Source organism: Pseudomonas sp. UW4, from assembly GCF_000316175.1.
Classification (GTDB): domain Bacteria; phylum Pseudomonadota; class Gammaproteobacteria; order Pseudomonadales; family Pseudomonadaceae; genus Aquipseudomonas; species Aquipseudomonas laurylsulfatiphila.
In genome coordinates, this window is record NC_019670.1 from 5,674,416 (window position 1) to 5,699,619 (window position 25,204).

Consider the following 25,204-nt stretch of genomic DNA (forward strand, 5'->3'; position numbering starts at 1 on the left):
GTTTTTTTGCACGCCACAGACCCTGTGGGAGCGGGCTTGCCCGCGAAGGCGGCCGACCTGCCGCCGCGAAACTCAGCGCTTGGCGATGATGTACACCGCATGCACGATCCCCGGAATATAACCGCACAACGTCAGCAGAATATTCAGCCAGAACGCTCCGCCGAATCCTACTTGCAAAAACACACCCAGCGGCGGCAACAGGATGGCGATGATGATGCGAATAAAGTCCATGGGGCAGCTCCTGATTGGGGTGGACTCGTTCGAGCCCTACAGCTAATCGACCGATACCGTTTGTCAGGGTTCAGTCCCTCCATTCCCAAGCTCCGCCCTTTCGTTGAATTTCGCAGACAAAAAAACGCCCCACACCAAAAATGTCGGGCGTGAGGCGTGCGTATTACCGCGAGACGGTTCGGGAATGTGTGCAGGGCACGTCGGATCAGACGGCAATCCCTTTGCGGCACTGCAATTGCGCGGTGCGTACTCGGGAGAAGGCGCGCGCCAGGCGCAGGAGCATTTCATCGATGTTGGCGTTGCTGACATTCAGCGCAGGGGTAAAGCGCAGGCAGTCGGGTTGCGGGGCATTGAGCAACAGGCCTTCGTAGAGCGCGGCCTTGACGACCGCGTCAGCGGAATCGTCCGACAGCGTCAGCCCCCAAAGCAGCCCTTGTCCGCGCAACTCGCCGTGATCATATCGATGGGCCAAACGCCCCAAGCCTTCACGCAGGTGCTGACCGGCTTCCGTGACGTGCTTGAGGAAAGCCTTGTCCTGCACCGTATCGAGCACCGAAAGCCCCGCTGCGGTCATCAGTGCATTGCCATGATGGGTACCGGTCATCTCGCCGGGTTCGAAACAGCAAGCCTTGCCCCGTGCCAGCAGCGCGGCCAATGGCACGCCGCCGCCCAAACCTTTGCCGAGCACGACGATATCCGCCGTGACCCCGCAGGACTGCTCCGCGAGCAAGGTGCCACAACGGCCGATGCCGGTTTGCACTTCGTCGAAGATCAGCAAAATGCCGAGTTCACGGCACAGGCGTTCGACGCCCTTGAGGTAATGCGCGGTGGCCGGGATCACACCGGCTTCGCTCTGGATCGGTTCGAGCATGATCGCGACGGTCCGTTCATCCACGGCCGCATGCAATGCCGGAAGGTCATTGAACGGGACATGGCTGAAGCCCGGCAGTTGCGGCTCGAATCGGTTGGCCAATGTCGAACTGTCCGACGCCGACATCGTCGCCAGGCTACGGCCATGGTTACCGTTGTTGGCCACAATGATTCGCGACGCACCGCCGCGATGCTGTTGACCCCATTTGCGCGCCAGTTTTATCGCTGCCTCACAGGCTTCGCTGCCGGTATTGAGCAGGTAGGCCTGATCACTGCCGGTGCTGGCACACAGACGCTCGGCAAGACTGAGCATGCCGCGGTTATGCAGGCCAAAACCCGGATTGATCAGCGCTTGAGCCTGGGCAGTAATGGCGTTGACCAGTACCGAGGGGCTATGACCAAGGCTGTTGGCCCCGCCGCCCTGGGAAAAATCCAGGTACGCACGGTCATCGCTGTCCCACAGCCATGAACCCTGGCCGCGCACAAACACCTGTTTCGGCCGCTCGACACCGGGCATCAAGTACTCGCTGGAATGACTATTGCCTGTGGAAGGCAGGGAGGCGTCCATGACCAGATCATCAAGACTGGGAGGACTGCGACGCAGACTGAACAGATTCATCCGAAAAAACCTCTGATGAGGTTTTTTGCCTTACCTATGTCAACACCATCGAAGCAAAGGGTATTCATCGCGCTCTGTGGCCCTTTAAGCCCTGTGAATGCGGTTAGACTAGGCTCAGGCGAGGCATTCAGCCATTTCGATTTTCCAGCACTTTCGATAAGTAATACTTATGGATTTCAAGCAACTGCGTTATTTCGTCGCGGTCTATGAAGAAGGTCATGTGGGCCGGGCCGCCGAACGCCTGTCGATCTCCCAGCCGGCGCTGTCCCAGCAAATCCGCCACCTCGAGCAAAACCTCGATGTGAGCCTGTTCGAACGCAACAGTAAACGCCTGTTGCCGACCCTCGCGGCCCACACGCTGTACAACCACGCCCTGCCTTTGCTCGATGGCCTTCAACGGGCACGGGAGGCGCTCGGCAACTTCAAGGGTCAGGCGCTGCGTACCCTGGCCATCGGCGTATTGCAGACCGTGCATACCAGCCTCGTTCCACAGATGCTCGAGCGCGTGCGCAAGGCGCAGCCGCATCTTGTCGTGCAGATCTACGAACTGACCGGACTGGAAATCGAGCGGCGACTGCTCAACGGTTCTCTGGATATCGGCATCAGTTACCTGCCGCCCCGCCAGCCGGGTTTGCATGGCGTGATGCTGTACGAAGATGAACTGACCCTGGTCATCCCGGCAGAGCACCCGCTGCGTGAATTCAAGAAAGTGTCCATGAGCCAGGCCGCCGAGCTGCCGATGTTGCTGCTGGGCGAGGAATTTCAGATCCGGCAGATCTGGCAAACCCAACTGGCGAACCTCGGACGTCGCCCACAGGTGCAAGCCGAACTGAACAACATGGCCGGCATCCTCGACAGCCTGCCGCACACACACCTGGCGACGGTGCTGCCCGGACGCTCGCAAAAGACCCATGGCAACCACGAACTGCTGTGGAAACCCCTGAGCGAACCACGAGTACCACTGAAAGTCGGGTTGGTGTGTCGGGATGTGCAACGGCAGCAGGCCTCGCTGGCCTTGCTGCGGACATTGCTGGAAGAAGTGATAAATGGCCCGGCTGAACGTTTGAACAACCCGCAGGCCCTGGACGGGCTGAGCTAGAAACTTTTCTTCGGGCAAAAGAAAACCCCGCCGAAGCGGGGCTTTGCAGACTGTTTCCCTGACATCCATTTCACTCCGCCATCCTGGCAGAATCCTACGTGTCCCTGTTGTTGCTTTGCGCTTCCTGCGCTACGTCCATGAGAAGTAGATTAGCTGTGGATCCAATTTGCATCTATGGGAGAACAGCAGCACGTTATGTAAGAGAATGCTTACAAACCATTACGTCATCAGAATTGTCCTGCATCCAGCAGGAACAACGATTCGCTACCGGCCTTGACCGACGCGCTCAACGAGTGAATCCGCGGCAACAGACGGGCGAAATAGAACCGTGCGGTGCCCAGTTTGCTGGCGTAGAAATCGTCTTGCGCTTCCTTGCCCAAAGCCGCCTTGGCCATCAGGGCCCACATGTAGGCATACGCCACGTAACCGAACACCTGCAGATACTCGACCGATGCCGCGCCGATTTCGTTCGGATTGCTCTTCGCCCGGTCCAGCAACCACGCGGTCAGTTCATCGAGGGTGGTGACGGCATCGTTGAGCGGCTTGGTGAACTCCGCCAGGTCAGCGCTGGCCGTTGCGGTGAAGTGACGAATCTCGTCGGCGAACAGGTTGTAGAACGCCCCGCCGCTGCCGACGATCTTGCGCCCGACCAGGTCCAGCGCCTGAATGCCGTTGGTGCCTTCGTAGATCTGAGTGATGCGCACGTCACGTACCAGTTGCTCCTGGCCCCACTCGCGGATGTAACCGTGGCCGCCGAACACCTGCTGACCGTGAACGGTGGTTTCCAGACCGAGATCGGTCAGGAACGCCTTCGCCACCGGGGTCAGCAAGGCCACCAGGTCTTCAGCACGCTTGCGGGTGGCGGCATCTTCGCTGAACTTGGCGGTGTCCAGTTGCATGGCTACGTAAGTGGAGAACGCACGACCACCCTCGTTCGAGGCTTTCATGGTCAGCAGCATGCGACGCACGTCCGGGTGGACGATGATCGGGTCAGCCACTTTGTCCTTGTTCTGCGCGCCCGTCGGCGAACGGCTTTGCAGGCGGTCACGGGCGTATTCCACGGCGTTCTGGTACGAGCGCTCACCCGTGGCCAGACCCTGGATACCCACGCCCAGGCGCTCGTAGTTCATCATGGTGAACATCGCCGCCAGGCCTTTGTTCGGCTCGCCGACCAGGTAACCCACGGCCTCATCGAAGTTCATCACGCAGGTCGCGGACGCCTGGATGCCCATCTTGTGTTCGATCGAGCCGCAGTTCGCCGGGTTACGCGCGCCCAGGCTGCCATCGGCATTGACCATGAACTTCGGCACCAGGAACAGCGAAATGCCTTTCGGCCCCGCCGGTGCATCCGGCAATTTGGCCAGCACCAGGTGGATGATGTTTTCGGTGAGGTCGTGTTCGCCACCGGTGATGAAGATCTTGGTGCCGCTGACCTTGTAGGAGCCGTCGGCCTGAGGCTCGGCCTTGGTGCGAATGATCCCCAGGTCAGTACCGGCGTGTGGCTCGGTCAGGCACATGGAACCGGCCCAGATGCCGGCGTACATGTTCGGCAGGTACGCGGCTTTCAGCTCTTCGCTGGCGTGGGCGTTGATCGACAGGCAGGCACCGGCGGTCAGCATCGGATACAGACCGAACGACAGGCTGGCGGAGTTGACCATTTCTTCGACCTGGGCCGAAACGGCCTTGGGCATGCCCATGCCGCCGTAGGTCGGATCGCCACCGACACCGACCCAACCGCCTTCCGCGTAGGTCTGATAGGCCTGCGGGAAACCCGCCGGCGTGGTGACGGCACCGTCGGCCCAATGGCAACCTTCCTCGTCCGCGGCACGGCTCAGCGGCGCAATGCTTTTGCTGGTGACTTTGCCGGCTTCTTCCAGGATGGCTTCAACCGTTTGCGCATCGACGGTCTCGGCCAGCGCAGGCAGTTCGGCCCAGAGTTTGGCGACCTCGAAAACTTCATTGAGGACGAAGCGCATATCGCGCAGGGGCGCTTTGTAGTCAGCCATGGCAAACCTCGCAAGATCTATACAGATGATTCACAGGAAGAGTTGTTTTCGTTGGGTCGGAGTGTACCTCAACAACTTTTGTGACACATAGGGTCAGCTCATGACCGTTTTGTAATTTTTAGTCATTGCGATATGGAGAGGCGAAACATAAGAACTGTAGGAGCGAGCCCGCTCGCGAAAAACCCCAAGGCGCCACTGGACATCTGGTTTTACGCGTTATCGTTCACGACCATAGCGAGCAAGCTCGCTCCTACAGGGTAGGTGTCAGAGCGCAAACATCTCCGCTGGCAACTGCATCAGACATTCGCTCCCCGCTTCGATGGCCGCCCGATGAGCGGTAGTGCGTGGCAGCAGACGCTTGAAGTAAAACTCGCTGGTCGCCAGTTTGCCCCGGCAGAAGCCAACATCACCGCTGCCAGCATCGAGCTGCGCCTGAGCCACCAGCGCCATGCGCAACCACAGGTAGCCAAGGATGATGTAACCGCTGTACATCAGATAGTCCACCGACGCGGCGCCGACCTCGTCCGGGTTTTTCATCGCCGCCATGCCGACCCTGGTGGTCAACTCACCCCACTGCCGGTTCAGTTGATCAAGCTGCGCCACATACCCGGCCAGTTGTGGATGTCCGGCGTTCGCCGCGCAGAACTTGTGGACGATTTTGGTGAACCCGCGCAACAGCTTGCCCTGGCTGCCGAGTACCTTGCGCCCGAGCAAGTCCAGCGCCTGAATGCCGTTGGTACCCTCATAGATCGGTGCGATTCGGCAGTCGCGTACCAGTTGCTCCATACCCCACTCACGAATGAACCCGTGGCCGCCAAACACCTGCATGCCATGGTTGGTCACTTCCAGACCGGTGTCGGTCATGAAGGCTTTGCAGATCGGCGTGAGGAAGGCCAGCAGGTCTTCGGCATCCTGGCGCGCCGTTTCGTCCGGGCTCAGGTGTGCAATGTCGAGTAACTGTGCGGTGAAGTAGGTCAGCGCGCGGTTGCCTTCGTTGAAGGCTTTCATCGTCAGTAACATCCGCCGCACATCAGGGTGCACGATGATGGGGTCGGCGGCTTTTTCCGGGGCTTTCGGGCCGGTCAGCGAGCGCATCTGCAATCGGTCGTTGGCGTATTTGATCGCGCCCTGGAAGCTCGCCTCGCCCAGACACAGACCTTGCATGCCCGTGCCCAACCGCGCGTGGTTCATCATGGTGAACATGCAGTTGAGGCCCTTGTTCGGCTCGCCGATCAAAAAGCCCTTGGCCTCGTCGAAGTTCAGCACGCAGGTGGCCGAGGCCTTGATGCCCATCTTGTGTTCGATCGAGCCGCAGGACACGCCGTTGCGCTCGCCCGCTTCTCCCGCCGCATCGGGCAGGAACTTGGGCACGATAAACAGCGAAATGCCCTTGGTCCCGGCCGGTGCGTCCGGCAATTTGGCGAGCACCAGGTGAATGATGTTGGCGCTCATGTCGTGCTCGCCCGCTGAAATGAAGATCTTGCTGCCGGAGATCGCATAGCTGCCATCGGCCGCTGGCACGGCACGGGTCTTGATGATGCCCAGGTCGGTACCGCAATGGGCTTCTGTCAGGCACATGGTGCCGGTCCACTGGCCAGCGGTGAGCTTCTTCAAATAGGTCTGCTTTTGCGCCTCGGTGCCGTGGGCGTGGATCGCCGACATCGCACCGTGGGTCAGGCCGGGGTACATGCCCCACGAGGTGTTGCTGGAACCCACCATCTCGCTGATGACCAGGCCCAGAGAGATCGGCAGCCCTTGACCGCCGTAACCCGGGTCCGCCGCCAGGCCATGCCAGCCGCCCTCGACATACTGGGCGAAGGCCTGCTTGAAGCCCGCGGGCGTGGTGACCACGCCGTTGTCGAAATGGCAGCCTTCTTCATCACCGCTGCGGTTGAGCGGCGACAACACGTTTTCGCAGAACTTCGCGCCTTCTTCGAGGATCGCATTGACCATGTCCGGGCTGGCATCGGTGGACCCCAGCGCAGCGTAGTTACTGTGAAAATCGAAGACGTGGTCGATCAGAAAGCGCATGTCGCGCAAGGGAGCTTTGTACTCGGGCATGGTCATTCTCCGTCGGCAGTTTTTTCCAACCTACTGCCGCCGACACTACGCCACAATCAATGTCCAGTCGCTGAATGCGCGATCATCACTCAACCGTAGCGGCGTCCATGCGCACGGCACCACGGCGGTTCTGCCCGAACGCCATCACGCAGTTGCGCCCCGCGCCCTTGGCGCCGTAGAGCGCCTGGTCAGCGGATTTGAGCACCTCTTCGGGGGTGCGTTGATCAATCCGCTCGGCGACGCCGATACTGACCGTGACCGATACACTCGACGCACCGGAACCGGTACGCCGCTGGCGCCCCTGATTATCGTCCTGCGGGCGGTTTTCCTGATTACGCAGCTGAATGTTGTAAGTGGCGATGGACTCACGGATGACTTCCAGGTGCGGCATGCATTCTTCGAGAGTCTTGCCTGCAAACACCAGGGCAAATTCCTCACCGCCATAGCGATACGCCTTACCGCCACCGCCGATTTTCGACAGTTTGCTGGCCACCAGCCGCAGTACCTGGTCGCCGACATCGTGGCCGTGGGTATCGTTGAATTTCTTGAAGTGGTCGACGTCGCTCATCGCCAACACGTAGTTGCGACCCAACCGTTGCATGCGTTCATTCAGCGCACGGCGGCCCGGCAGCCCGGTCAGTTCGTCGCGGAAGGCCATTTGATAGGCTTCGTGAGCAACGGCGGCGGCGATCATCAGCATCACCTGGCTGCACATGATGTTCAGCGTGAACGGCAGGATGAAGGTCTTCGGCAGCATCCAGAACAACCCGAGCAATCCCACCAGTTGCGCAGCATGCAACGGTCGCGGGTTGCGCCAGTATTGCCAGGCCAGCAGCACGAAAGCGGCAATGAACACCGGATAGGACAACTGGATCAGACTCATCCAGGCACCATGCAGCGCGGGCCAGCGAATCTCCGACAACCAGATCAGCAGCGCGTGTGGATAACTTTGCTCAAGCCCCAGCGCCACGCTGCCGACCGCCAGCAAGACTGCGAATCGCGCCACCATGTCCTGGAACAGATGGGTGCGTTCCTGCCACGCCGCGAACACCCCAAACAACAATGGCAGCAGCAGGCAACACAAATGAAAGACCACGGCGGCATCGTCACGCACCTTGCCGTTGTCGCGGTAATAGTCGGTCTGGGTGTCGAGCAGGAAGTAGGCGATGTACACCGTGACCATCAGAAACAGTTCACGCTGGCGTCGGTACACAGCGCAATAGGCGCCGCCGAGCAACAACACCAGGGTAGGCAGCACGTTGAACAGCGAGGTGAAAAAGACGTTCAGATCCTTGATGTAAGCAGCCGCAAGCCCCGCCAGCAACAGCAGTAATGACGGCAGGAAATGACTGAAACGTACAGCGGATGAGCGCGGCAAGGGTAAAGCTCCGACCCGTCAGATCAATAGATGGCAATGTGCCCACTACTGTAACGGCAGAAAGCCCGAGTTTCTGAGTGAATTACTGAGGTATTTTTCAAAGGGCGTTACAAACATTGATTCCACGGGCAACCCTTAAAGCAAAAAAGGCTCTTCACGCATTCCCGGGAAACTGTAGGAGCCAGCTTGCTGGCGATGGACTCAAGTGCGCCGCGTTTATCCAGTTTATACGCGTTATCGTTAACGACCATCGCCAGCAAGCTGGCTCCTACAAGGGGTCGTGCCGCGCTCAAACCAGTGGAAGCCCCCAAAAAAAACCGCTGGTCCCGAAGGAGCAGCGGCTTTTTCAAGTGCTTCGTTGAGGCTTAGTAGCCCAGGTCGAAGTTCTCTTCTTTCATGTCCATCAGGTTGTTGGCGCCCGACAGCATGGTTGCGACGTGAGTGCGGGTACGCGGCAGGATGCGCTGGAAGTAGAAGCGCGCAGTCTGCAGCTTGGCGGTGTAGAACGCCTCTTCGGAAGTTCCGGCAGCCAGTTTCTCGGCAGCCAGGCGCGCCATGTCAGCCCAGAAGTAGGCCAGGCAGGCGTAACCGGAGTACATCAGGTAGTCCACGGAGGCCGCGCCGACTTCTTCGCGATCTTTCATGGCGGCCATACCGACCTTCATGGTCAGCTCGCCCCATTCCTTGTTCAGTGCAGCCAGTGGAGCGACGAACTCTTGAACCGCTTCGTTGCCTTCGTTGGTCTGGCAGAACTTGTGGACGATCTTGGTGAAGCCTTTGAGAGCCTCGCCCTGGGTCATCAGCACTTTACGGCCCAGCAGGTCGAGTGCCTGGATACCGGTGGTGCCTTCATACAGCATCGAAATGCGGCTGTCGCGAACGTTCTGCTCCATGCCCCACTCGGCGATGAAGCCGTGGCCGCCGTAGATCTGCACGCCGTGGTTGGCCGATTCGAAGCCGACTTCGGTCATGAAGGCCTTGGCGATTGGCGTCATGAAGGCCAGCAGTGCGTCGGCTTTCTTCTTCTCTTCTTCGTCCACGCCGTACTTGACGATGTCGACCTGCTTGGCGGTGAAGTAAACCATCGCGCGGTTGCCTTCGGCGAACGCCTTCATGGTCAACAGCATGCGACGTACGTCAGGGTGCACGATGATCGGGTCAGCGGCTTTGTCCGGCGCTTTCGGGCCAGTCAGCGAGCGCATTTGCAGACGGTCGCGAGCGTATTTCAGGCCGCCCTGGAAACCGACTTCAGCGTGGGCCAGGCCTTGCAGCGCGGTACCCAGACGAGCGGTGTTCATGAAGGTGAACATGCAGTTCAGGCCTTTGTTCGCCGGGCCGATCAGGAAACCGGTGGCGCCGTCGAAGTTCATCACGCAGGTGGCGTTGCCGTGGATGCCCATCTTGTGTTCCAGGGAACCGCAAGACACGGCGTTACGCGTGCCAACCGAGCCATCGGCGTTCGGCAGGAACTTCGGCACGATGAACAGGGAGATGCCTTTGGTGCCAGCCGGTGCATCCGGCAGGCGGGCCAGTACGATGTGGACGATGTTGTCGGCCATGTCGTGTTCACCGGCCGAGATGAAGATCTTGGTGCCGGAAACCTTGTAGGAACCGTCGGCCTGAGGCTCGGCCTTGGTGCGCAGCATGCCCAGGTCGGTGCCGCAGTGCGGTTCGGTCAGGCACATGGTGCCGGTCCATTCGCCGGAAACCAGCTTGGTCAGGTAAGCCTCTTGTTGCTCAGGGGTGCCGTGCTCGGAGATGGTGTTCATCGCACCGTGCGACAGGCCCGGGTACATGCCCCACGACCAGTTGGACTCGCCGACCATTTCACTGATGGCCAGGCCCAGGGATTCCGGCAGGCCTTGGCCGCCGTGCTCGACGTCGTGAGCCAGGCTCGGCCAGCCGCCTTCAACGAATTGCTTGTAGGCTTCCTTGAAGCCAGTCGGCGTCTTAACGCCGGATTCGCTCCAGGTGCAACCTTCGAGGTCGCCCACACGGTTCAGCGGAGCCAGTACCTGCTCACAAAACTTGGCGCCTTCCTCAAGAATGGCGTCAACCATGTCAGGAGTTGCGTCGGCACAAGCCGGAAGGCTCTGATAGTGCGCTTCGTAGCCGAGCAGTTCGTCACGAACGAAGCGAATATCACGCAAGGGGGCCTTGTAGTCAGGCATAGCGATAAACCTCTGCTGATGTAACCGGGAATGAACGACCGCATTGATTTGTTGTTGCGATCAAACAGTTGTTTGAAACATACGTTTACGCCCAAATCTTGTCAAGCGTCGATCTTTTGCCGTTCGTCATCGCAGGATTTGACATTCAGGCACACGACACCGCTGCCGCGCTGCCGAAGCAGCCCGTCACCCTGAAAAGATTAGTTGAGCAAGAAAGACTTACGTACAAAAACGCCGCGAACAGGCGCGGCGCTGGAAGGTGCGGATTCGGCAAGGAATCAGGCGTAGGTATCGATCAATGTTCCGAGCACTTCATCGGCGGCCTTGGCGACTTTCACGCCCAGCTCCGCCTGAATCTTGCCTTGGGCCATTTCGACCACGTTGCTGGCCAGGTCCGATTGCCGGCTGCGATCCACCGATCGCAGACGATCGACCTGCGCCTCGGAGGACTGGCTGGTGAGCGAACGCTCGAGGGTGGTGTTGGCGATCTGCCCGGCGGCTTGATCGACACGGTTCTGCCCTGTCTGAAGGGTGCTCAGACCGGCATAAAAAGCGGTATTTCCTGAGATTTCCATGGGAGAACTCGTCCTTTCAAAGGATCAACAACGGCCATTGAAGCAGAGTGGCTGGCAAAACACCCGTCAAAAACACTAATGGCACAGTGCCTTGCCATAGGCAAAGCCCGCATTGCCAAACGTCAGTCCAACAGGTCCAGTTGCAAGTGCTCGGCCACGGCTTCTGCCGTCACGACCTTGAGTTTGGGCACACGCCCCAGGCACGGCGCAGGGAGGCGCTCGGCCAGGGTGGCGAGGTTTTCTTCCAGCCGCGAGGTCTTCGGGTCGATGATGTTGGCCACCCATCCCGCCAGTTGCAAACCGTCCCGGGCGATCGCTTCGGCGGTCAACAAGGCATGGCTGATACACCCCAGGCGCACGCCGACCACCAGGATCACCGGCAGCTGCAACGCGATGGCCAGGTCCGACAGATTGTCCTGATCCGCCAAGGGTACACGCCAGCCGCCGGCGCCTTCGATCAGGGTGAAGTCCGCCTGCAGGCCCAGAATCTGCCGCATCGGCGCCAGCAACGACTGCACCGTCAACGCCACGCCCGCCTCCCGTGCCGCCAGATGGGGAGCAATGGCCGGTTCGAAGGCCATCGGATTGACCTGTACGTAGGTCAGCGGCAGCGAACACTCCGCCAGCAAGGCCAGCGCATCGGCGTTGCGCAAGCCTTTGGGCGTCACATCGCACCCGGACGCGACGGGCTTGCCCGCCGCCGTGCTCAGCCCCGCCGAACGCGCCGCATGCAGCAGCCCCGCAGCGACCGTGGTTTTACCGACATCCGTATCCGTGCCGGTGATGAAATAGGCTGCGCTCATAAGGGTTTCTCCAAAATGGCGTACACCACTTGATAAGTCGCCGGCAGGCCTCGGGCCTGACGAAACTGCTCATAAGCCTCAATCAAACCCAGAATCCGCGCCCGGCCGGTCAAGCCACCCGGGCGCCCGGGATTGAGGTTGTGCGCGCCCAGTGCCTTGAGTTCATGAGTCAGGCTGCGCACATCCGGGTAATGCAACACATGTGGCTGGTTTTGCAGACTGACCATCCTCAAGCTGCTGGCCGCACACAACTGCTGATAAATACCGAACTCCCGGAAGCGGTTGACGTGCACCATGCCATCGACCTGTCGCCAGCTGTCGCGCAGTTCAAACAACGTCCCTGTACAAAGACTAGCAAACGCAAAAATGCCACCCGGTTTCAGCACTCGACAAGCTTCACTGAGCACCGAGTCGAAATCCGCACACCACTGCACCGCCAGGCTGGAGAAGATCAGGTCGCAGGTCGAATCCTGCAGTGGCAAGCGCTCGGCATCGCCGGCGACGAAATGCGTGGCACCGCCCAATGGCCGGGCGTGATTGAGCATGCCCTCGGCGATATCCAGCGCCACACCGTGACTGCTCGGAAATTGCTCACCCAAAGCACGACTGAAATGCCCGGTGCCGCAGCCCAGATCCAACCAACGCTGCGGTACAAAATCCTGCGGCAAGCGCCTGAGTAATTGGCTGCCGACATCACGCTGCAACTCGGCCACGCTGTCGTAGCTTTGCGCCGCGCGGGAGAAAGATGCAGCGACCTGGCGTTTGTCGGGCAAGCCGCCGGGCAGGTTGGGAAGGGATAAATCAGTCATCGCCGGACTCATGCAAAAAGGCCTGGATCGCCCCCGCCACACCGTGGGGATCTTCCAGAAGAAACGCGTGGCCGGCCTGCTCAATCAGACCGATTTCTATATCCGGCAGCAACGCCAGTAAATCGCCCGCCGCCTCCGCCGGCACCAGCCCGTCAAGGCCGGCGAACAGATGCAGCTGCGGACCACGGAACGATTGCAGTGCCTGTCGCGTATCCACTTGCGCAAGCACTTGCAGACCGCTCAGCAGCACTGGCGCGGCAGTGTTCGGTGCACCAGCGAGCAACAACCGCGACAATCCGCGCGGGTCTTCGGCGCCTTGGGCACAGAGCAGTGAAAAGCGTTTCAAGGTCGCGCGCGGATCGGCTGCACATCCCGCCAGAAACGCATCGAAGGTTTCCCCTGGCATGGCGGTTGACCAGTGTTCATGAGCGACAAAAGACGCGTTGCTGGCCAGTGTGAACACGCCGCAGCAGCGATCGCCACGCCGGGCCGCCAGTTCGCAGGCGAGCATGCCACCCAAAGACCAGCCGCCCAGCCAGGCGTCTTGCGGCAACGTCGCATCAAGCTCATCGAGCCACTCTTGAAGATCGCTCGACTCCAGGTCGGGCAACGGCTCGATCTCGACGCGCAAGTGCTCGTCCAGGCCGCGCAAAGCCGCGGCCAAAGGCTCCAGCGGTGAAACGCCAAGGCCCCAGCCGGGCAGCAGAATCAAACGATCACGCATGGCTTGGCTCCGGCTGCAGTTGTTGAAAACAATCGGCCAGTGCGTTTAACAATAGCTGCACCTGAGCCTCGCTGTGAGCAGCCGTCAGCGTGACCCGCAATCGGGCGCTGCCAGCAGGCACGGTCGGCGGGCGAATCGCGGTCACCATCAACCCGCGCTCGCGCAGCATTTGCGAAAGACGCACCGCGCGCCCGGCATCGCCAACCATGATCGGCTGGATCGGTGTGAAGCTGTCCATGAGTTCCAGGCCAATCTGCTCGGCACCCTGACGGAACTGGCGGATCAGCGTCTGCAAATGCTCGCGACGCCAGTGTTCACTGCGCAGCAGTTCCAGGCTTTTCAGCGTGGCGCAGGCCAGCGCCGGTGGCTGGCTGGTGGTGTAGATGTAAGGCCGGGCGAACTGGATCAGACTTTCGATCAGCTCTTCGCTGCCGGCCACAAAGGCGCCCGCCGTACCGAAGGCTTTGCCGAGGGTGCCGACCAGCACCGGAACCTCTTCCTGGCTTAAACCGAAATGCTCGACGATGCCGCCACCATTGGCGCCCAGCGGTCCGAAACCATGGGCATCGTCGACCATCAACCAGGCGCCTTTGGCCTTGGCCTCTCGGGCCAGTGCTGGCAAATCGGCGATATCGCCATCCATGCTGAACACGCCGTCGGTGACCACCAGGGTATTGCCGGTGGCTTTTTCCAGGCGTTTGGCCAGGCTCACCGGGTCGTTGTGCAAGTAGCGATTGAACCGCGCGCCGGACAGCAGCCCCGCGTCGAGCAGCGACGCATGATTGAGCCGGTCCTCGAGCACCGTATCACCCTGCCCCACCAGCGCCGTGACCGCACCGAGGTTGGCCATGTAACCGGTGGTGAACAGCAGCGCGCGCGGGCGACCGGTCAGGTCGGCCAAGGCTTCTTCCAGGGCATGGTGCGGTGCGCTATGGCCGATGACCAGATGTGAGGCGCCGCCGCCCACCCCCCACTTCGACGCGCCGGCACGCCAGGCCTCGATCACTTGTGGATGATTGGCCAGCCCCAGGTAGTCGTTGTTACAGAACGCCAGCAACGGCTGGCCATCAACCACCACTTGCGGCCCCTGCGGGCTTTCGAGCAGCGGACGCTGACGGTAGAGATTTTCGGCACGACGGGCAGCAAGGCGTGCGGCGAGATCGAAAGACATGCAGGCCTCGAAGTTCAGATCACAGAAATCAAAATGAATGCGATCCCTGTGGGAGCGAGCTTGCTCGCGATGGCGGCTTCACATTCAACATTGATGTCGACGGACCTGACGCTATCGCGAGCAAGCTCGCTCCCACAGGGGTTTTGCATTCATTCAGTGGACGCAGTGGTTGCTCAAACCGCCGCGTTATAGAACTGCTCGCTGCTCTTCTGCTCCACCAGCGCCTGCTCGATCGCCGCCTGATGCACTTCATCGGCGTGCTCTTCGCGGGCTTCCGGCAGGATCCCCAGGCGCCCGAACAGTTGCATGTCCTTGTCGGCCTGCGGGTTGGCGGTGGTCAGCAGTTTCTCGCCGTAGAAAATCGAGTTGGCACCGGCGAAGAACGCCAGAGCCTGCATCTGCTCGTTCATGGCTTCGCGGCCGGCGGACAGGCGCACGTGGGATTGCGGCATCAGGATGCGCGCGACCGCGAGCATGCGGATGAAATCGAACGGGTCGACGTCGTCGGCATTTTCCAGCGGCGTACCGGCGACTTTCACCAGCATGTTGATCGGCACCGACTCCGGATGCTCCGGCAGGTTGGCCAGCTGGATCAGCAGGTTGGCGCGGTCGTCCAGCGACTCGCCCATGCCGAGGATGCCGCCGGAGCAGATCTTCATCCCCGACTCACGCACATACGCCAGGGTTTGCAGGCGCTCGCTGTAGGTGCGGGTGGTGATGATGCTGCCGTAGAACTCAGGCGACGTGTCGAGGTTGTGGTTGTAGTAGTCGAGGCCGGCCTTGGCCAGCGCCTCGGTCTGGTCCTGATCCAGGCGGCCGAGGGTCATGCAGGTTTCCAGGCCCAGGGCTTTCACGCCTTCAACCATCTTCAGTACGTACGGCATGTCCTTGGCCGACGGGTGCTTCCACGCCGCGCCCATGCAGAAACGGGTCGAACCGATGGCCTTGGCGCGAGCGGCCTCTTCGAGGACCTTCTGCACTTCCATCAGTTTTTCTTTTTCCAGGCCGGTGTTGTAGTGACCGGACTGCGGACAATATTTGCAATCTTCCGGGCAGGCGCCGGTTTTGATCGACAACAGGGTCGACACCTGAACACGGTTGGCGTCGAAATGCGCACGGTGCACCGTCTGCGCCTGGAACAGCAGGTCATTGAATGGCTGAACGAAGAGTGCTTTGACTTCGGCCAAAGTCCAGTCATGACGCAGGGTTGCAGTGGTGCTGGCGCTCATGGGCGTTTCCTTTGAATTATGCTTTGGCATGCGGCTGGATCATGGAATGTCACAGCCGCCTCACAGATGTTTCGGCATATTTAAGGAAGAGCGATGCGCTGTCAACCACAGTACAAAGGACAGGTTTACATCTGGTCAAAAAACAAACAGCCGTGTCTTTTGTGCGATGAACCCGCCGACGGCATCCCCCCTGTCTGCACGGCCTGCGAAACCGAGTTGCCCTGGCTGGGCGATCACTGCCGAACCTGCGCCCTGCCGCTCCCGGCCGCAGGCCTGACCTGCAGCCATTGCCTGAAGCAGCCGCCGGCCTTCGAACAAGTGATCGCCCCCTGGACCTACAGCTTTCCGGTTGACAGCCTGATCACCCGCTTCAAACACAACGCAAAGTGGCCGTTTGGCCGCTTGCTCGCCGAACTTCTCGCTCAATACCTGCAACATCGCTTCGAAGACGATCTGCAGCGACCCCATGCGCTGATTCCGGTACCGCTGGCCACCCGGCGCTTGCGCCAGCGCGGGTTCAACCAGGCGGCGATGCTGGCCCACTGGTTGAGTGACGCACTGGACATTCCGTGCGACGAACGGTTGCTGCTGCGAACCCAGGACACCGATGCCCAACAGGCCTTGAATGCCCAAGCGCGCCGCAAGAACTTGCGCAACGCTTTCACCCTGATACCCGGTGCAGCCGTCAAAGGCCGGCACCTGGCCCTGATCGACGACGTCCTCACCACCGGTGCCACAGCCCAGGCCCTGGCCTGGCTATTGATGGACGCCGGTGCCGCGAGGGTCGACGTCTATTGCCTGGCCCGCACGCCCAAACCCGGCGAGACACCCTGACTTGACTCGCGCGTGCCAAGCCGCCACCGTCCTCTGCATCGCCACCACCCAAAGCGACTTGCCATGTCTTTGCCCACCTTGTTGTCCCAGCACATTGTCCGCCGTCCGCAGCGCATCGCCCTGCTGCAGCACATCGCCGAACAAGGCTCGATCACCCGCGCGGCAAAAAGTGCGGGGCTGAGCTACAAGGCTGCCTGGGATGCCATTGATGAGCTGAACAACCTGGCGCAGAAGCCGTTGGTGGAGCGGGTTGTCGGCGGCAAGGGCGGTGGCGGTGCCCGCCTCTCCATAGAAGGCGAGCGGGTGCTGCGGCTGTACCAGAAGCTGCAAGCCTTGCAGGCCCAGGTGCTGGAAGCCGCTGAAGATGCCAGCGACCTCGACCTGCTCGGGCGCTTGATGCTGCGCACCAGCGCGCGCAATCAGTTACACGGCAAGGTGATGGCGATCGAGCCCCAGGGACGCAACGACCTGATTCGTCTCGAAGTCGCCGAAGGCTTGATCGTCGATGCGCAAATCACCCACGACAGCACCGAGCGCCTGGAACTGCAAATCGGCACCGAAGTTGTGGCCTTGATCAAGGCCGGCTGGCTCGATGTGCTGGAGATCGATTCAGCCGAAACGCCGGGAAACAATTGCCTGAAAGGCACCATCGATAAGATTCTCGACGCCGACGATGGCCCCAGCGAAGTGCGCATCACCCTGCCTAACGGCCTGACCCTGTGCGCACTGGACGAACCAACGCATCTGCAGGCATTGGGGCTGACCTGCGGCAAACCCGTGCGCGTGGAGTTTTCGCCCTCCAGGGTTCTACTGGGTACGCCGCTTTAAGCAAACTGCAACAAAAGGTTCATTACTCATCATTAAGGTGTCTGCAAAACCGCAGGGAGCCTGAAATGAGCCTATTAGAAGAAACCCAATCCACCGACCTGGAAACCATGGTCGGCCTCAGTCGTCGCAGCTTCATCAGCGCAGGTGCCCTGTGCGGCGCAGCGATGTTCCTCGGCGGCAACCTGCTGAGCCGCAGCGTGATGGCCGCCAGCGTCAGCGCCGGTAACAGCCAGTTGCTGGGCTTTGACAGCATTGCCGCCGCCACCAGCGACGCCATCACCCTGCCACCGGGCTACAAGTCCTCGGTGCTGATCAGCTGGGGCCAGCCCCTGCACAAGGACGGCCCGGCGTTCGACCCGAGCGGCAACGGCAGCGCCGAGCATCAGGAAGCCCAGTTCGGCGACAACAACGATGGCATGAGCCTGTTCGAATTTCCGGGTGAAAAAGACCGCGCGCTGATGGCGATCAACAACGAATACACCAACTACCGCTACCTCTACGCCCACGGCGGCATGCCGCAATCGGCGGAGGACGTGCGCAAGGCGCTGGCCTGCGAAGGCGTGTCGGTGATTGAAGTGCAGCGCAAGAACGGCCAATGGCAATTCGTCCAGGGCTCGCGCTACAACCGCCGGATTCACGGCAATGCGCCGATCACCCTGAGCGGTCCGGCCGCCGGTCACGCACTGCTGAAGACCAGCGCCGATCCCCACGGCAAGAACGTCCTCGGCACCTTCCAGAACTGTGCCAACGGCAAGACGCCGTGGGGCACCTATCTGACCTGTGAAGAGAACTTCACCGACTGCTTCGGCAGCAGCAACGCCGAGCAGAAGTTCGACCCGGCGCAAAAACGCTACGGCGCGGTGGTGACCAGCAAAGAAATCAACTGGCACCAACACGACGAGCGTTTCGACCTGGCCAAGAACCCCAACGAACTCAACCGTCACGGCTGGGTGGTGGAAATCGATCCGTTCGATCCACAGTCGACGCCGGTCAAACGCACCGCCCTGGGCCGCTTCAAACACGAAAACGCTGCCTTGACCGAAACCGGCGATGGCCATGCCGTGGTGTACATGGGCGACGATGAGCGCGGCGAGTTCATCTACAAATTTGTCAGCCGCGACAAGATCGACCACAAGAACCCCAAGGCCAACCGCGACATTCTCGATCACGGCACCCTGTATGTGGCGCGTTTCGATGCAGGGGACGGCAACGCCGATCACCCGAAGGGCCGGGGTGAATGGATCGAACTGACCCACGGCAAAAACGGTATCGACGCCAGCAGCGGCTTTGCCGATCAGGCTGAAGTGCTGATCCACGCGCGTCTCGCCGCCAGTGTGGTGAAAGCCACGCGCATGGACCGCCCGGAATGGATCGTGGTCAGCCCCAAGGATGGCCAGGTCTACTGCACGCTGACCAACAACGCCAAGCGCGGCGAAGACGGACAACCGGCGGGCGGACCGAACCCGCGGGAGAAGAACGTCTACGGCCAGATCCTGCGCTGGCGCACCGAGCGCGACGATCACGCCTCACACACCTTTGCCTGGGACCTGTTTGTGGTGGCCGGCAACCCGGTCGCACATGCCGGGACGCCAAAGGCCGGCTCGTCGAACATCACGCCGCAGAACATGTTCAACAGCCCGGACGGTTTGGGCTTCGACAACGCCGGCCGCTTGTGGATCCTGACCGACGGCGATGTGAGCAACACCGGTGACTTTGCCGGCATGGGCAATAACCAGATGCTCTGCGCTGATCCGGCGAGCGGCGAGATTCGCCGCTTCATGGTCGGGCCGGTGGGCTGCGAGGTGACCGGGATCAGCTTCTCGCCGGACCAGAAAACCCTATTTGTCGGGATCCAGCACCCGGGTGAAAACGGTGGCTCGACCTTCCCCGAGCATCTGCCCAATGGCAAGCCGCGGTCTTCGGTGATGGCCATCTCGCGTGAAGATGGCGGGATCGTCGGCGCCTGATCCGGCCTCTTCGCGGGCAAGCCCGCTCCCACAGGGATTCATGTAGTCCTTGTGGGAGCGGGCTTGCCCGCGAAGGCGTCAGCCCGGACACCACACTTCTCAAGCCCAACCACTAAAACCGCGCCGTCTGCGCTACCATGCCTGGCCGGACGCAGCAGCCTGCTGCGCGCAGGAGTCAGCATGGCCCACCCGTTTGAAACCCTTACGCCAGACCTCGTGCTCGATGCCGTCGAAAGCATCGGCTTTCTCAGCGACGCGCGTATCCTGGCGCTCAACAGCTACGAGAACCGCGTCTATCAGGTCGGTATCGAAGACGCCGAGCCGCTGATCGCCAAATTCTACCGGCCGCAACGCTGGAGCAACGAAGCGATTCTGGAAGAACACCAGTTCACCGCCGAACTCGCCGACTGCGAGGTGCCGGTTGTGGCGCCGTTGATTCACAACGGTGAAACCCTGCACGAACACAGCGGTTTCCGTTTTACCCTGTTCCCCCGCCGCGGCGGTCGCGCACCGGAGCCGGGCAACCTCGATCAACTGTATCGCCTGGGCCAGTTGCTCGGACGCCTGCACGCGGTCGGCTCGACCCGGCCGTTCGAGCACCGTGAAGCGCTGGCGGTGAAAAACTTCGGTCATGACTCGCTGGCCACGCTGCTCGACGGCAACTTCATCCCCCGCAGTCTGCTGCCGGCCTACGAATCGGTGGCCCGCGATCTGCTCAAGCGTGTGGAAGATGCCTACAGCAACACGCCGCACCAAAACATCCGCATGCACGGTGACTGCCACCCCGGCAACATGATGTGCCGCGACGAGATGTTCCATATCGTCGACCTCGACGACTGCCGCATGGGTCCGGCGGTACAGGACATCTGGATGATGCTTGCCGGTGATCGCCAGGATTGCCTGAGCCAGTTGTCGGAACTGATGGACGGCTACAACGAATTCCACGACTTCGACCCGCGTGAACTGGCGCTGATCGAACCCTTGCGCGCCCTGCGTCTGTTGCACTACAGCGCCTGGCTCGCCCGTCGCTGGGACGATCCGGCGTTCCCCCGCAGCTTTCCGTGGTTCGGCACCGAGCGTTATTGGGGGGATCAGGTGCTGGCATTGCGTGAGCAGTTGGCCGCGCTCAATGAAGAGCCACTGAAACTCTTCTGACAAACACAGACCCCATGTGGGAGCGGGCTTGCTCGCGAAGGCAGCGTGTCATTCAACATTGATGTCGACTGACACGCTGCCTTCGCGAGCAAGCCCGCTCCCACAGGTTCTGTGTTCACAAATGACTTACCTATTCAGTCAGGACATTCGCAGACAAATCTCCTTACAATCCCTTCTTTGTTAGCTGCCTAAGCAAGGATTCTGCATGCAAGCCGCCAACCCGCGTCGCGGGTACATTCTGGGTCTGAGTGCCTACATCATCTGGGGACTTTTCCCCCTCTACTTCAAAGCCATCGCCAGCGTGCCCGCCGTGGAAATCATCATCCACCGGGTGTTGTGGTCGGCGCTGTTCGGCGCCTTGCTGCTGATGGTGTGGAAGCATCCCGGCTGGTGGCGCGAGCTGCGGGAGAACCCGCGACGCCTGGTGATCCTGGCCCTGAGCGGTGCGCTGATCGCGGCCAACTGGCTGACCTACGTCTGGTCGGTGAACAACGGCCGCATGCTGGAGGCCAGCCTCGGTTACTACATCAACCCCTTGGTGAACGTGTTGCTGGGCATGCTGATCCTTGGCGAACGCCTGCGGCGCATGCAGTGGATTGCCGTCGGTCTGGCGGCTGTGGGTGTGGCGCAACAGGTCTGGCAGGTCGGCAGCCTGCCGTGGGTGTCGCTGGTGCTGGCACTGACCTTCGGTTTCTACGGGTTGATTCGCAAGCAGGCACCGGTCAAGGCACTGCCGGGGCTGGTGGTGGAAACCTGGATGCTGGTGCCGATCGCCATTGCCTGGTTGCTGTTCAATCCGACCGCCCACAGCGCTCAGGCCGAGTTCTGGACCACGTCAGAAGCCTGGTGGCTGGTGGCAGCCGGGCCGGTCACGCTGGTGCCGCTGGTCTGCTTCAACGCGGCTGCGCGGCATTTGCCCTACACGACACTGGGTTTTCTCCAGTACCTGGCGCCGACATTGGTGCTGCTACAAGCAGTCCTGCTGTTTGGCGAGCACCTGTCGTCCAGTACCCTGGTAGCGTTCATGTTCATCTGGGCCGGCCTCGCGGTTTACAGCGTCGATGCGTGGCTCAGTTTGCGTCGTCGCAGCTGATCAAAAAACACACAAACCTCTACAGGCCACGAATCCCGTGGCCTGCATCATTCCTTCCCAAGGTTATCCACAGCGTGATCCCCGCCGATTGTGCGCAAGTGGCTGAAACTGCTGGTTTTTTGATCAGATCCTGAAGAACCCCGGTCGGCGTGGCCTGGCGGGGTGTCTCTACAGGTTATCCACAGGCCGGTGCACGTTTTACTTGGATAACCTGATCAGGGCTCACTGCGCAGCACCAATTCAACCATCAGATCGTCGGCCAGGGTTTCCAGGCGCGATTGCAGTACGTCCAGCGACAGCGTCAGCGGAACGGCAAGAATCGCTTCGGCATGGAACAACGGCTCGCTGCTCATCGGTGCCGGGCGCACTTCGGTAACCAACCGTTCCAGACTCACCCCCTGCTCGCTCAACAAGCGTGTGATGTCACGCACGATCCCCGGGCGATCATTGCCCACCAGTTCCATCGCGATTGGCTTCCAGGTGCAGGATTGTTCGATGCTGCTTTCGGCGATCAATACGCGAATGCCCAGGGTGGACAAGCCTTGCAGGGCATCGACCAGTTCGTCATAGGCCTCGGCCGGCACCCCCACCCGCAGAATGCCGGCGAATTGTCCGGCCATGCGCGACATGCGGCTTTCCAGCCAGTTGCCGCCGTGCTCGGCAATGCACTGGGCAATGCGCTCGACTTGCCCGGGCTTGTCCGGTGCGAAAACGGTGAGTACGAGGTGGTCCATGGCGCAGCCCTCTGGTCATGATTTTTGTTGCAGAGAACCAAGTATAGGCAAGGGTTGGAAGGTGCCTGGGCAGATCCGGAATCAAAGGTGTATCGACTGCCCCCTTCGCGGGCAAGCCCGCTCCCACAGGGTCATGCGCTGTCCTTGTGGGAGCGGGCTTGCTCGCGAATGGGTGCACCGCCGATCTGACTGACCCAACAAATCGTGTACAACTTTTGATATTTAACTGGAACAATCCACTGGTTTTTTGAGAACATCCTGCTTCGCGCCGTGACCGCAATGCGTCATGGGGTCGCAGAACGACGTGATTAGTCTAATTTTCACAACCGCAATTCATCATGTAGTATGCCGCAGCGCGCACTACATAACGTTGGATCGATGTCTGCCGCCGGCACGTTCGCAACCCTGAAAGCCCTGTCAGCAAGGCCTCAAGCCGTTGATTGGTCCCAACCCAGCCGCCCGTTATGGGCATGTACTGGCAGAGGGGTTTGTGGTTTAAATGGCCAAGGCTTCATTGTTAATTTGAAGAGCTGAAAAGCGAAATAGCTGAGCAGAGTGAGGCAAGCAATGACTGAACACGTTCAAGTCGGTGGCCTGCAGGTCGCCAAAGTCCTGTTCGACTTCGTGAACAACGAAGCCATTCCCGGTACCGGCCTCACCGCCGATAAGTTCTGGGCCGGTGCCGACAAGGTCATCCATGACCTGGCCCCGAAGAACAAAGCCCTACTCGCCAAACGCGATGATTTCCAGGCTCGTATTGATTCCTGGCACCAGGAACGCGCCGGTCAGGCGCACGACGCCGTGGCCTATAAAGCCTTCCTGCAAGACATCGGTTATCTGCTGCCAGAAGCGGCCGATTTCCAGGCAACGACGCAAAACGTCGATGACGAAATCGCCCGCATGGCCGGCCCGCAGCTCGTGGTGCCGGTGATGAACGCCCGCTTCGCGCTCAACGCCTCGAACGCCCGCTGGGGTTCGCTGTACGACGCGCTCTACGGCACCGACGCCATCAGCGAAGCCAACGGTGCGGAAAAAGGCAAAGGCTACAACAAGGTGCGCGGTGACAAGGTCATCGCCTTCGCCCGTGCCTTCCTCGACGAAGCGGCGCCATTGGCGGCCGGCTCCCACGTCGATTCCACTGGCTACAAGATCGTCGATGGCAAACTGGTGGTTGCCCTCAAAGGCGGCAGCAACACCGGCCTGCGCAACGACGCTCAACTGATCGGCTTCCAGGGCGATGCCGCGGCACCAACCGCGATCCTGCTGAAAAACAACGGCCTGCATTTCGAAATCCAGGTCGACGCCAGCACCCCGGTCGGCCAGACCGACGCGGCTGGCGTCAAAGACATCCTGATGGAAGCCGCACTGACCACCATCATGGACTGCGAAGACTCGGTTGCCGCCGTCGACGCCGATGACAAAGTGGTGATCTACCGCAACTGGCTCGGCCTGATGAAGGGCGATCTGTCGGAAGACGTCGCCAAGGGCGGTCAGACCTTTACCCGCACCATGAACGCCGACCGCACCTACACCGCGGTCGATGGCAGCGAACTGAGCCTGCACGGTCGTTCGCTGCTGTTCGTGCGTAACGTTGGTCACCTGATGACCATCGACGCGATCCTCGACAAAGATGGCAATGAAGTGCCGGAAGGCATTCTCGATGGCCTGGTGACCTGCCTGTCGGCGATCCACAACCTCAACGGCAACAGCTCGCGCAAGAACAGCCGCACCGGCTCGGTCTATATCGTGAAGCCGAAGATGCACGGCCCTGAAGAAGCCGCGTTCACCAATGAGTTGTTCGGTCGCATCGAAGACGTGCTGGGCCTGCCACGCAATACCCTGAAAGTCGGGATCATGGACGAGGAGCGTCGTACCACGATCAACCTCAAGGCCTGCATCAAGGCGGCGAGCGAGCGCGTGGTGTTCATCAACACCGGTTTCCTCGACCGCACGGGCGATGAAATCCACACCTCCATGGAAGCCGGCCCGATGGTGCGCAAGGCGGACATGAAGGCGGAAAAATGGATCGGCGCCTACGAGAACTCCAACGTCGATATCGGTCTGAGCACCGGCCTGCAAGGTCGCGCGCAGATCGGTAAAGGCATGTGGGCGATGCCGGACCTGATGGCAGCGATGCTCGAACAGAAAATCGCTCACCCGCTGGCCGGTGCCAACACTGCCTGGGTACCTTCGCCGACCGCCGCTGCACTGCATGCACTGCACTACCACAAGGTTGACGTGTTCGCCCGTCAGGCCGAACTGGCCAAACGTGCCCATGCATCGGTAGACGACATCCTGACCATCCCGCTGGCGGTGAACCCGCAGTGGACCGCCGAACAGATCAAGAACGAACTGGACAACAATAGCCAGGGCATTCTCGGTTACGTGGTGCGCTGGATCGACCAGGGCGTCGGTTGTTCAAAAGTGCCGGACATCAATGACGTCGGCCTGATGGAAGACCGTGCCACGCTGCGTATTTCCAGCCAGCACATCGCCAACTGGCTGCGCCATGGCATCGTCACCGAAGAGCAGGTAATGGAAAGCCTCAAGCGCATGGCGCCGGTGGTTGACCGGCAAAACGCCGGCGACGCGCTGTACCGTCCGCTGGCCCCGAACTTCGACAGCAACATCGCCTTCCAGGCGGCGGTCGAACTGGTGGTCGAAGGTACCAAACAGCCGAACGGCTACACCGAGCCGGTCCTGCACCGTCGTCGTCGCGAGTTCAAGGCCGCCAATGGCCTGTAACTGAGCGTCTGCGCCGGACATGAAAAAGCCCTGATCGAAAGATCAGGGCTTTTTTGTTTGCTTGTTGCTCTTTGTGGGAGCGGGCTTGCTCGCGAAAGCGGT

The 25,204-nt window shown here is 60.7% G+C and carries 20 protein-coding genes; 7 read left to right on the top strand and 13 right to left on the bottom strand.

Features of this window, described 5'->3' with window-relative positions; translation table 11 throughout:
• Nucleotides 1-72: 72 nt before the first annotated feature.
• Both PPUTUW4_RS28490 and PPUTUW4_RS25255 read right to left on the bottom strand, forming a co-directional pair.
• Nucleotides 73-231, bottom strand: a complete 159-nt coding sequence (locus PPUTUW4_RS28490) for a YqaE/Pmp3 family membrane protein (RefSeq protein WP_003228885.1) — start codon at nucleotides 229-231, stop codon at nucleotides 73-75.
• Between the two features lie 205 nt (nucleotides 232-436).
• Complete coding sequence (locus PPUTUW4_RS25255; protein ID WP_015097089.1) at nucleotides 437-1,720, bottom strand: aminotransferase class III-fold pyridoxal phosphate-dependent enzyme; 1,284 nt, start codon at nucleotides 1,718-1,720, stop codon at nucleotides 437-439.
• A gap of 169 nt (nucleotides 1,721-1,889) precedes the next feature.
• Here PPUTUW4_RS25255 and PPUTUW4_RS25260 point away from each other — a divergent pair, with 169 nt between their 5' ends.
• A complete protein-coding gene (locus tag PPUTUW4_RS25260; protein ID WP_015097090.1) occupies nucleotides 1,890-2,819 on the top strand; it encodes a LysR family transcriptional regulator in 930 nt (309 codons plus the stop codon).
• Nucleotides 2,820-3,046: 227 nt separating this feature from the next.
• On the opposite strand, the gene PPUTUW4_RS25265 is transcribed toward PPUTUW4_RS25260, so the two are convergent.
• The 10 genes from PPUTUW4_RS25265 to bioB form a co-directional block, all read right to left on the bottom strand.
• On the bottom strand, nucleotides 3,047-4,825 hold the full coding sequence (locus PPUTUW4_RS25265) for an acyl-CoA dehydrogenase C-terminal domain-containing protein (protein WP_015097091.1): 1,779 nt from the start codon (nucleotides 4,823-4,825) through the stop codon (nucleotides 3,047-3,049).
• Nucleotides 4,826-5,089: 264 nt separating this feature from the next.
• Nucleotides 5,090-6,886 carry an acyl-CoA dehydrogenase C-terminal domain-containing protein gene (locus PPUTUW4_RS25270; protein ID WP_015097092.1) on the bottom strand — a complete coding sequence of 599 codons (1,797 nt, stop codon included), beginning with the start codon at nucleotides 6,884-6,886 and terminating at the stop codon, nucleotides 5,090-5,092.
• An 85-nt stretch (nucleotides 6,887-6,971) separates the two neighbouring features.
• A complete protein-coding gene (locus PPUTUW4_RS25275) occupies nucleotides 6,972-8,264 on the bottom strand; it encodes a GGDEF domain-containing protein (protein ID WP_015097093.1) in 1,293 nt (430 codons plus the stop codon).
• A 365-nt stretch (nucleotides 8,265-8,629) separates the two neighbouring features.
• Nucleotides 8,630-10,435: a phenylacyl-CoA dehydrogenase gene (locus PPUTUW4_RS25280; RefSeq protein WP_015097094.1), complete on the bottom strand. Its 1,806-nt coding sequence runs from the start codon at nucleotides 10,433-10,435 to the stop codon at nucleotides 8,630-8,632.
• Between the two features lie 278 nt (nucleotides 10,436-10,713).
• Nucleotides 10,714-11,010 (bottom strand): hypothetical protein, encoded by a 297-nt coding sequence (locus PPUTUW4_RS25285; protein ID WP_015097095.1) that lies wholly within the window; start codon nucleotides 11,008-11,010, stop codon nucleotides 10,714-10,716.
• 122 nt (nucleotides 11,011-11,132) lie between these two features.
• A complete protein-coding gene (bioD, locus tag PPUTUW4_RS25290) occupies nucleotides 11,133-11,813 on the bottom strand; it encodes a dethiobiotin synthase (RefSeq protein WP_015097096.1) in 681 nt (226 codons plus the stop codon).
• Nucleotides 11,810-12,622, bottom strand: a complete 813-nt coding sequence (gene bioC / locus PPUTUW4_RS25295; protein ID WP_015097097.1) for a malonyl-ACP O-methyltransferase BioC — start codon at nucleotides 12,620-12,622, stop codon at nucleotides 11,810-11,812. Before bioC ends, bioD begins: the two co-directional genes overlap by 4 nt.
• Nucleotides 12,615-13,346 carry an alpha/beta fold hydrolase gene (locus tag PPUTUW4_RS25300; RefSeq protein WP_015097098.1) on the bottom strand — a complete coding sequence of 244 codons (732 nt, stop codon included), beginning with the start codon at nucleotides 13,344-13,346 and terminating at the stop codon, nucleotides 12,615-12,617. Before PPUTUW4_RS25300 ends, bioC begins: the two co-directional genes overlap by 8 nt.
• Nucleotides 13,339-14,517 (bottom strand): 8-amino-7-oxononanoate synthase, encoded by a 1,179-nt coding sequence (gene bioF / locus PPUTUW4_RS25305; RefSeq protein WP_015097099.1) that lies wholly within the window; start codon nucleotides 14,515-14,517, stop codon nucleotides 13,339-13,341. The genes PPUTUW4_RS25300 and bioF overlap by 8 nt, the downstream gene beginning before the upstream one ends.
• A gap of 173 nt (nucleotides 14,518-14,690) precedes the next feature.
• Nucleotides 14,691-15,746, bottom strand: a complete 1,056-nt coding sequence (gene bioB, locus PPUTUW4_RS25310) for a biotin synthase BioB (protein WP_008054312.1) — start codon at nucleotides 15,744-15,746, stop codon at nucleotides 14,691-14,693.
• A 93-nt stretch (nucleotides 15,747-15,839) separates the two neighbouring features.
• Between bioB and PPUTUW4_RS25315 the strand changes: the two genes are divergently transcribed.
• The 5 genes from PPUTUW4_RS25315 to rarD all read left to right on the top strand — a co-directional run bounded on the left by PPUTUW4_RS25315 (nucleotide 15,840) and on the right by rarD (nucleotide 21,623).
• A complete protein-coding gene (locus tag PPUTUW4_RS25315) occupies nucleotides 15,840-16,580 on the top strand; it encodes a ComF family protein (RefSeq protein WP_015097100.1) in 741 nt (246 codons plus the stop codon).
• A 63-nt stretch (nucleotides 16,581-16,643) separates the two neighbouring features.
• Nucleotides 16,644-17,408, top strand: a complete 765-nt coding sequence (locus tag PPUTUW4_RS25320; protein WP_015097101.1) for a TOBE domain-containing protein — start codon at nucleotides 16,644-16,646, stop codon at nucleotides 17,406-17,408.
• 65 nt (nucleotides 17,409-17,473) lie between these two features.
• Complete coding sequence (locus PPUTUW4_RS25325; protein WP_015097102.1) at nucleotides 17,474-19,375, top strand: PhoX family phosphatase; 1,902 nt, start codon at nucleotides 17,474-17,476, stop codon at nucleotides 19,373-19,375.
• Between the two features lie 180 nt (nucleotides 19,376-19,555).
• Nucleotides 19,556-20,530 carry a serine/threonine protein kinase gene (locus PPUTUW4_RS25330; RefSeq protein ID WP_015097103.1) on the top strand — a complete coding sequence of 325 codons (975 nt, stop codon included), beginning with the start codon at nucleotides 19,556-19,558 and terminating at the stop codon, nucleotides 20,528-20,530.
• Between the two features lie 205 nt (nucleotides 20,531-20,735).
• Nucleotides 20,736-21,623 (top strand): EamA family transporter RarD, encoded by an 888-nt coding sequence (gene rarD, locus PPUTUW4_RS25335; protein WP_015097104.1) that lies wholly within the window; start codon nucleotides 20,736-20,738, stop codon nucleotides 21,621-21,623.
• Between the two features lie 215 nt (nucleotides 21,624-21,838).
• Here the strand turns inward: rarD and PPUTUW4_RS25340 are convergent, their stop codons facing one another.
• Entirely contained in the window at nucleotides 21,839-22,357 is a 519-nt protein-coding gene (locus tag PPUTUW4_RS25340; RefSeq protein WP_008048231.1) for a glycine cleavage system protein R, read from the bottom strand.
• A gap of 567 nt (nucleotides 22,358-22,924) precedes the next feature.
• Between PPUTUW4_RS25340 and PPUTUW4_RS25345 the strand changes: the two genes are divergently transcribed.
• Nucleotides 22,925-25,102 carry a malate synthase G gene (locus PPUTUW4_RS25345; protein WP_015097105.1) on the top strand — a complete coding sequence of 726 codons (2,178 nt, stop codon included), beginning with the start codon at nucleotides 22,925-22,927 and terminating at the stop codon, nucleotides 25,100-25,102.
• Nucleotides 25,103-25,204 lie beyond the last annotated feature (102 nt).

Coding starts and splice junctions, on each gene's coding strand:
- PPUTUW4_RS28490 (WP_003228885.1), bottom strand. CDS start 231: ATGGACTTTATTCGCATCATCATCGCCATCCTGTTGCCGCCGCTGGGT.
- PPUTUW4_RS25255 (WP_015097089.1), bottom strand. CDS start 1,720: ATGAATCTGTTCAGTCTGCGTCGCAGTCCTCCCAGTCTTGATGATCTG.
- PPUTUW4_RS25260 (WP_015097090.1), top strand. CDS start 1,890: ATGGATTTCAAGCAACTGCGTTATTTCGTCGCGGTCTATGAAGAAGGT.
- PPUTUW4_RS25265 (WP_015097091.1), bottom strand. CDS start 4,825: ATGGCTGACTACAAAGCGCCCCTGCGCGATATGCGCTTCGTCCTCAAT.
- PPUTUW4_RS25270 (WP_015097092.1), bottom strand. CDS start 6,886: ATGCCCGAGTACAAAGCTCCCTTGCGCGACATGCGCTTTCTGATCGAC.
- PPUTUW4_RS25280 (WP_015097094.1), bottom strand. CDS start 10,435: ATGCCTGACTACAAGGCCCCCTTGCGTGATATTCGCTTCGTTCGTGAC.
- PPUTUW4_RS25285 (WP_015097095.1), bottom strand. CDS start 11,010: ATGGAAATCTCAGGAAATACCGCTTTTTATGCCGGTCTGAGCACCCTT.
- bioD (WP_015097096.1), bottom strand. CDS start 11,813: ATGAGCGCAGCCTATTTCATCACCGGCACGGATACGGATGTCGGTAAA.
- bioC (WP_015097097.1), bottom strand. CDS start 12,622: ATGACTGATTTATCCCTTCCCAACCTGCCCGGCGGCTTGCCCGACAAA.
- PPUTUW4_RS25300 (WP_015097098.1), bottom strand. CDS start 13,346: ATGCGTGATCGTTTGATTCTGCTGCCCGGCTGGGGCCTTGGCGTTTCA.
- bioF (WP_015097099.1), bottom strand. CDS start 14,517: ATGTCTTTCGATCTCGCCGCACGCCTTGCTGCCCGTCGTGCCGAAAAT.
- bioB (WP_008054312.1), bottom strand. CDS start 15,746: ATGAGCGCCAGCACCACTGCAACCCTGCGTCATGACTGGACTTTGGCC.
- PPUTUW4_RS25315 (WP_015097100.1), top strand. CDS start 15,840: ATGCGCTGTCAACCACAGTACAAAGGACAGGTTTACATCTGGTCAAAA.
- PPUTUW4_RS25320 (WP_015097101.1), top strand. CDS start 16,644: ATGTCTTTGCCCACCTTGTTGTCCCAGCACATTGTCCGCCGTCCGCAG.
- PPUTUW4_RS25325 (WP_015097102.1), top strand. CDS start 17,474: ATGAGCCTATTAGAAGAAACCCAATCCACCGACCTGGAAACCATGGTC.
- PPUTUW4_RS25330 (WP_015097103.1), top strand. CDS start 19,556: ATGGCCCACCCGTTTGAAACCCTTACGCCAGACCTCGTGCTCGATGCC.
- rarD (WP_015097104.1), top strand. CDS start 20,736: ATGCAAGCCGCCAACCCGCGTCGCGGGTACATTCTGGGTCTGAGTGCC.
- PPUTUW4_RS25340 (WP_008048231.1), bottom strand. CDS start 22,357: ATGGACCACCTCGTACTCACCGTTTTCGCACCGGACAAGCCCGGGCAA.
- PPUTUW4_RS25345 (WP_015097105.1), top strand. CDS start 22,925: ATGACTGAACACGTTCAAGTCGGTGGCCTGCAGGTCGCCAAAGTCCTG.